The sequence below is a fragment of the Sphingomonas sp. genome, from assembly GCF_039595165.1.
Taxonomy (GTDB): Bacteria; Pseudomonadota; Alphaproteobacteria; order Sphingomonadales; family Sphingomonadaceae; genus Sphingomonas.
Genome location: NZ_JBCNMA010000162.1, coordinates 1 through 6,946 on the forward strand (window position 1 = coordinate 1; position 6,946 = coordinate 6,946).

At 70.4% G+C, this 6,946-nt stretch carries 6 protein-coding genes; 5 read left to right on the top strand and 1 reads right to left on the bottom strand.

What is annotated here, in order from left to right; all coding sequences use genetic code 11:
* The 3 genes from ABDV68_RS17660 to ABDV68_RS17670 form a co-directional block, all read left to right on the top strand.
* Nucleotides 1-2,059 (top strand): tetratricopeptide repeat protein (locus ABDV68_RS17660; protein WP_343521415.1); only part of this gene is annotated, 2,059 nt, incomplete at its 5' end.
* Nucleotides 2,060-2,204: 145 nt separating this feature from the next.
* Nucleotides 2,205-3,014, top strand: coding sequence for an ATP-binding protein (locus ABDV68_RS17665; protein WP_343521416.1), 810 nt, complete (start codon nucleotides 2,205-2,207; stop codon nucleotides 3,012-3,014).
* 30 nt (nucleotides 3,015-3,044) lie between these two features.
* Nucleotides 3,045-3,938 (top strand): diacylglycerol kinase family protein, encoded by an 894-nt coding sequence (locus ABDV68_RS17670; RefSeq protein WP_343521417.1) that lies wholly within the window; start codon nucleotides 3,045-3,047, stop codon nucleotides 3,936-3,938.
* Here the strand turns inward: ABDV68_RS17670 and ABDV68_RS17675 are convergent.
* Nucleotides 3,935-5,713 (bottom strand): ABC-F family ATP-binding cassette domain-containing protein, encoded by a 1,779-nt coding sequence (locus ABDV68_RS17675; protein WP_343521418.1) that lies wholly within the window; start codon nucleotides 5,711-5,713, stop codon nucleotides 3,935-3,937. The two genes, ABDV68_RS17670 and ABDV68_RS17675, sit on opposite strands and share 4 nt — an antisense overlap.
* A gap of 117 nt (nucleotides 5,714-5,830) precedes the next feature.
* Between ABDV68_RS17675 and ABDV68_RS17680 the strand changes: the two genes are divergently transcribed.
* Together ABDV68_RS17680 and ABDV68_RS17685 are read left to right on the top strand one after the other, a co-directional pair.
* Nucleotides 5,831-6,139 carry a hypothetical protein gene (locus ABDV68_RS17680; protein ID WP_343521420.1) on the top strand — a complete coding sequence of 103 codons (309 nt, stop codon included), beginning with the start codon at nucleotides 5,831-5,833 and terminating at the stop codon, nucleotides 6,137-6,139.
* A 24-nt stretch (nucleotides 6,140-6,163) separates the two neighbouring features.
* A complete protein-coding gene (locus tag ABDV68_RS17685; protein WP_343521419.1) occupies nucleotides 6,164-6,838 on the top strand; it encodes a response regulator transcription factor in 675 nt (224 codons plus the stop codon).
* Nucleotides 6,839-6,946 lie beyond the last annotated feature (108 nt).

Sequence of the window (6,946 nt, forward strand, 5' to 3'; positions counted from 1 at the left end):
CCGGCGCAGCGTGAACCTGCGCCGGATCGTCGTGTTCGCGCTGTGCCTCGGCGCGTTCGGCGTGGCGCTGCTCGCATTCGGCTCGGTCGTCACCGGCGGCCCGGACCCGGAGGCGGCACGCGCCGCGCTCGCGCGCAGCGAAGCCTATCTCAAGGCGAGCAACGCCTCGGCGGCGCGCAGCCAGGCATTCAACGCCGTGCGCGCCGACCCGAAATGGGGCGAGGCGCATCTCGCGCTCGCCCGCGCTTCGCTGGCGCTCGACGAGGGCGTCGCCGGCGAGGCGGCGCTGCGACGCGCGATCGACAACGGCATCGACGCCAAGCGCACCCACGCCCTCATGGCGAATGCGATCCTGCTCCAGGGCGATCCGCGCCGCGCGATCGCCGAGAGCGAGAAGGCGCCGGAAGCCGACCGCCTCTACGCGTTGCGCGTCCGCACCCGCGCCTATGCCGCCGCCGGAAACCTCGCCGCCGCGCAGCAGGCCGCGCTCGCCGCGGTCCAGCTCGCCCCGCAGAACGCCGATGCCTGGACCGAACTCGGCCGTTTCCGTTTCAACGCCGGCGATCTGGTCGGCGCGATCGAGGCCGCGGGCAAGGCGACCGCACTCGACAAGGGTAACACCGATGCGCTGATCCTGCGCGGCGAACTCGTCCGCGCGCAATACGGCCTGCTCGCCTCGCTCCCCTGGTTCGAAGCGGCGCTCAAGCGCGATCCCTATCGCCATGCCGCGCTGATCCAGTACGCCTCCACGCTCGGCGATGCCGGCCAGACCCGCGCGATGCTCGCGGTCACCCGCCGCGCGATGGAGGTGCGCCCGCGCAGCCCGCAGGCGCTCTATCTCCAGGCCGTGCTCGCCGCCCGCGCCGAGCAGTTCGGCCTCGCGCGCGACCTGCTCCAGCGCGCCGGCAGCGGCGTGGCGGCGCTGCCCGGCGGGATGCTGCTCGGCGGATCGCTCGACCTGCAGGAGGGTCGCTACGAGCGCGCGATCGAGAAACTGCGCAACCTCGTCAGCCTCCAGCCGATGAACATCACCGCGCGCAAGTTGCTCGCAACCGCGCTGCTGCGCTCGGACGCGTCGAAGAACGGCATCGAAGCTTTGCTCCCGGTCGTCGCCCGCGGCGACGCCGACGCCTATGCGCTCAGCCTCGTCGCGCGCGGCTATGAGCGCATCGGCGACCGCCAGACCGCCGCGCGCTATTTCGACCGCGCCGCCTATCCCGCGCGCGACGGCGCCGCGTGGTTCAGCTCGGACGACGCGCTGCCGATGCTCGCCGCCGCGGCGCAGCGCGCGCCTGCCGACGATCCGCGCGCCGCGATCCCGCTGATCCGCGGGCTGATCGACAGTGGCGACAAGGGCGCGGCGCTCGCCAAGGCGCAGGACATCGCCCAGCGCAACCCAGGCGCCCCGGCGTCGCACATGCTCGTCGGCGACACGCTGATGCTGCTCAAGCAGCCCGCCGAGGCGGTGCGCTACTACAAGGACGCCGCCAGCATCCGCTTCGACGAAGCCGCGATGCTCCGCCTGGTCGAGGCGCTCGACCGTTCGGGCCAGCGCCAGGAGGCGTCGACCACGCTGGCCCTGTTCCTCTCGCAGAACCCGCTCAACCTCGCCGCGCTGCGCCTCTCGGCGAGCTGGCAGGCGGCGGCGGGCGACTATGACGCCGCGATCGATTCGCTTGAGGCCGTCCGGCTGCGCACCGGCAACCGCGACGCCGGGCTGCTCGCCGATCTCGCCTTCGCCTATGCCGGGGCGGGCGAGCCCGAGCGCGCCGCGCACTATGCCGAGGCCGCCTATCTGCTCGCCCCGTCCAACCCCGCCGTCGCCGGCGTGATGGGCTGGACGCTCGCCGAAAGCGGCGATGTCGAGGGCGGGATCGAGCTTCTGCAAAAGGCGGTCGCGCTCGCCCCGCGCCACCCGATGCTGCGCTGGCAGCTCGCCCAGGCCTATGCCGAGGCCGGCCGCAAGGCCGACGCCAGGGCGCAGGCGCAGGCCGCCATCGCCATCCCCGGCTTCACCGACCGCAGCGCCGCCGAAGCGCTGATCGCGAAGCTCGCGTAAGGCCAATCCCCTTATCGTCACCCCGGCCTTGAGCCGGGGCGGGGCTGCCTATCTCCAACGGCGCAGCCCCGGCTCAAGGCCGGGGTGACGAAGAGGCGCATTGAAATCATTGCCTCCCTCCGCCCCACCCCCTAACGCCACCACCATGAGCGACCCGCTGGACCGCATCGCCGCCGCGCTCGAGCGGCTGGCCCCGCCGCCCCCGCCGGTGCCGGATCTTGCCGCGCACCCTGCCTATGTCTGGCACCGCGGCTTCCTTCAGCCCGCGCGCGCCTTCGCCCCGCTTCCGCTCGCCGAGCTGGTCGGGATCGAGGCGCAGAAGGCGACCTTGCTCGACAATGTCCGCCGCCTCGCGAACGGCCTTCCCGCGCACGACGTGCTGCTGTGGGGCGCGCGCGGCACCGGCAAGTCGGCGCTCAGCAAGGCCGCCGTCGCCGCGGTGCAGGCCGAAGGCGGTGCCGTCGCGCTGATCGAAGCGCAGGCCGACGCGCTCGACACGCTACCGGCCCTGTTCGCGCTCATCGACGATGCGCCTCGCGCCTTCGTCATCTTCCTCGACGATCTCGGCTTCGACGCCGCCTCGGACGGCCGCGCGCTGCGCTCGCTGCTCGAGGGCGGGGCGGAAGCGCGCCCGGCCAACGCCCGCCTGTTCGTCACCTCGAACCGCCGCCACCTGATCCCGCGCGACATCGCCGAGCAGTCGAGCGCGATCAACCCCCGCGACAGCATCGACGACAACCTCGCGCTCGCCGATCGCTTCGGCCTGTCGCTCGGCTTCCACGCGATCGACCAGGACACCTATGTCGCGATCGTGCGCACCTATGCGCAGGACCACGGCCTGCCCTTCGACCCCGCCGAGGCGATCAACTGGGCCACTCGCCGCGGCAGCCGCTCGGGCCGCGTCGCCTGGCAATATGTCGTCGATCTCGCGGGCCGCTCGGGGAAGCGGCTCTGAACCGCTTCCGCTCCGGGCCGTTGTAGCGGCGTGCCGACGAGCCTTCCCGTCCCGCGCGAGGCGGTCCTGATCGTCAATGCGAAGTCGCGCCGCGGCGCCGCCCTGTTCGAACAGGCTCGCCGCAAGGTCGAAGCTGCGGGCATCCGCCTCATCGCCGCACACCCGGTCCACGATCCCGAGCTGCTCGACGACACCGTGCGCGAGGCGATTCGCTCCGGCGCGCCGATGGTGATCGTCGGCGGCGGCGACGGCTCGCTCTCGGGCGTGGTCGACGATGTCGTGGGCAAGGACGTAGTGTTCGCGGTGCTCCCGCTCGGCACCGCCAACAGCTTCGCGCGCACGCTCGGCATCCCGCTCGACCTCGACGGCGCGATCCACGCGATCGCCACCGGCAAGCGCCGCCGCGTCGATCTCGGCGTGATCGACCACGACTATTTCGCCAACGCCGCCGCGATGGGCCTCTCCCCGATGATCGGCGAGTCCGTACCGCACAATCTCAAGAAATATCTCGGCCGCATCGGCTATCTCGCCTGGGCGGTGTGGTGCTTCGCGCGCTTCCGCCCGTTCCGCGTGTTCGTCGACGATGGCGAGCGGACCCATCGCATGTGGGGCAGCGAGGTGCGCATCCTCAACGGCCGCTTCCATGGCGGCGTCGAGATGAGCGACAATGCCTGTGTCGAGAGCGGCGAGATGGTCATCCAGGTCGTCACCGGCCGCAACCGCTGGCGCCTCGCCTGGGACTGGTACGCCCGCTTCTTCCGCCTGCGCACCCGCGACCAGACGGTGCGCGAGTTTCGAGGGCCCGAGCTCAAGCTCGACACCCGCCCCCACCACCGCATCTCGATCGACGGCGAGGTGCTGGCGCGCACCCCTGTGACGGTGCGCGTGGCCGAACGCGCGATCGACGTGGTGGTGCCGGCTTAGCCCAGCCCCTCGGCTATCTCCGCCAGCTCCAGCCAGCGCAGCTCCGCCGCGTCCTTCTCGTCGCGCGCCTTGGCGATCCCCGCCATCAGGCGGTCGAACTTGCCCGGGTCCTTCGCGTACAGGTCCGGATCGGCCAGCGCCGCCTCGTCCCTCGCGATCGCCGCGTCGAGCTCCTCGATCCGCTTGGGCAGCAGGTCGTAGTCGCGCTGGTCCTTGTAGCTGAGCTTGGTCCGGGCCTTGGGCGTCTCGGCTACCGGCGCGGCCTTCGCCGCCGCCTTCTTCGTCTCCGACCGCACCTTGCGCTTGGCGTCCCAGTCGGCATAGCCGCCCACCACCATGTCGACCGTGCCCGATCCGTCGAGCCCGATCGTCATCGTCACGGTGCGATCGAGGAAGTCGCGGTCGTGGCTGACGATCAGCACCGTGCCGTCATAATCCGCGATCACTTCCTGCAGCAGGTCGAGCGTCTCGAGGTCGAGGTCGTTGGTCGGCTCGTCGAGCACCATCAGGTTCGACGGCCGCGCGAACTCGCGCGCCAGCAGCAGCCGCGAGCGCTCGCCGCCCGACAGCGTGCCGACCTTGGCCTCGACCATCGTCGGCTCGAAGAGAAACTCCTTGAGATAGCCGTGGATATGCTTGCGCGTGCCGAGCACGTCGATCCACTCGCCGCCGTCCGCCACCACCTCGCGCACGGTCTTCTCGGGCTGCATCCGGCTGCGCTGCTGGTCGATGATGACGGGATCGAGCGTCTTGGCGAGCTTCACGCTGCCCGTGTCGGGCGCGATCTCGCCGGTCAGCAGCTTGAGCAGCGTCGACTTGCCCGCGCCGTTCTTGCCGACGATGCCGATGCGGTCGCCGCGCGTGATCCGCAGGGTCAGGTCGCGGATGATCGTGCGGTCGCCGTACGACTTGGACGCACCCTTGGCGTCGATCACCACCTTCGTCTTCGAATCGTCCGCTGCGGTCGCCAGGTTCGCTGCGCCCGCCGGCCCCGTCATCGCCGCGCGCTCGGCACGCATCTCGAGCAGCTTGGTCAGCCGCCCCTGGTTGCGCCGCCGCCGCCCGGTCACCCCGCGCTGCAGCCAATGCTCCTCGAGCTTCAACCGCGCATCGAGCTTCTCCGCCGCGCGCTGCTCCTCGGCATAGACTTGCTCGGTCCACGCCTCGAACCCGCCAAAGCCGATCTCGGCGCGCCGCATCGACCCGCGGTCGAGCCACAAGGTCTGCCGCGTCAGCCGCGTCAGGAAGGTGCGGTCGTGGCTGATCACGATGAACGCGCCGCGATAGCGGTTGAGCCACTCCTCCAGCCACTCGATCGCGTGGATGTCGAGGTGGTTGGTCGGCTCGTCGAGCAGCAGCACGTCGGGATCCATCGCCAGCGCGCGCGCGATACCCGCGCGGCGCCGCTCGCCGCCGCTCGCGGTCGCCGCCTCGCGGGACAAGTCGATGCCGAGCTGGTCGGCGATCGCCTCGGCCTCGTGCCGCGCCGGCGCGTCGTCGCCCGAGAGCACATAATCCATCAGCGTCGCGCATCCGGTCATGCGCGGCTCCTGCTCGAGCATCACCACGCGCGTGCCCGGCTGGATCGTGCGCCGTCCTTCGTCCGAATCGATCTGCCCGGCGATCAGCCGCAGCAGCGTCGTCTTGCCCGCGCCGTTGCGCCCGATCAGCGCGAGCCGGTCGCGCGCGCCGACATAGAGGTCGAGGTCGCGGAACAGCCAGCCCGATCCCTGGACCAGGCCGAGCTTCTCATAAGACAGAACAGGAGCAGCCATGGGCCGCGCAGGTAGGCGCGCGGGCGGCGTGGAGCAACCCGCTTGCGGCTTGCACATCGCTTTCGACCGCATTCATAAGCTATTCAACGGTTCAGACCTATGCCACTCCCGGTGAAGATGTTCGGATTACTCTGTCTCGGCGCGTCGCTTGCCGCTGCCGCCCTCCCGGCGCACGCTTCGCCGCAGGTGCGGCGCAGCGATCAGGAAGCTGCGCGCGAGGGGCGGGCGCAGGGCCGTCTGCTCTCGCTGCGCGAGATCGAAGCGCGCGTCGTGCCCGCGATGACGCGCAAGGGCGCGCAATATATCGGCTTCGACTTCGATTCGGGCACCAGCATTTACACGCTCAAGTTCCTGCGCAATGGAAGTGTCATCTGGGTGGATGTCGATGGCCGTTCGGGCAAGGTGATGAGCCGGTCGGGCGGCTGACGCATCCAACAAAGGGAAGACCAAATGCGCGTTCTGATCGTCGAGGACGAACCCAACCTCCGCAACCAGCTCCAGGCGACGCTGGAGGGTGCGGGCTATGCCGTGGACACCGCGGGCGACGGCGAGGAAGGCCATTATCTCGGCTCGACCGAGGCCTATGACGCGATCGTGCTCGATCTCGGCCTGCCCGAGGTCGACGGCCTCACCGTGCTCGACCGCTGGCGCAAGGAGGGCAGGACCATGCCCGTCCTGGTGCTCACCGCGCGCGACAGCTGGTCGGACAAGGTCGCCGGGCTCGATGCCGGCGCCGACGATTACGTCGCCAAGCCGTTCCAGTCGGAGGAGCTGATCGCCCGCCTGCGCGCGCTGATCCGCCGCGCCTCGGGCAATGCCTCGGCCGAGCTCACCGCGGGCGACATCCGCCTCGACACGCGCTCGGGCAAGGTCACCAAGGGCGGCGACCCGGTCAAGCTCACTGCCCAGGAGTACAAGCTGCTCTCCTACCTGCTCCATCACAAGGGCAAGGTGGTCAGCCGCACCGAGCTGATCGAGCATATCTACGACCAAGATTTCGACCGCGATTCGAACACGATCGAAGTGTTCGTGACGCGTATCCGCAAGAAACTCGGCCCCGACGTGATCACCACGATCCGCGGCCTCGGCTACAGCCTCGAGGAACCGGCGGAGGCCGGTGCCTGATCTGCCTCGGCATTCGGTTCCCAATCCTCCCCCGCCAGGGGGAGGTGGCAGCCGAAGGCTGACGGAGGGGGCGAATTCCAGAACGAGGGTTGGGCTTCCTCCCCCTCC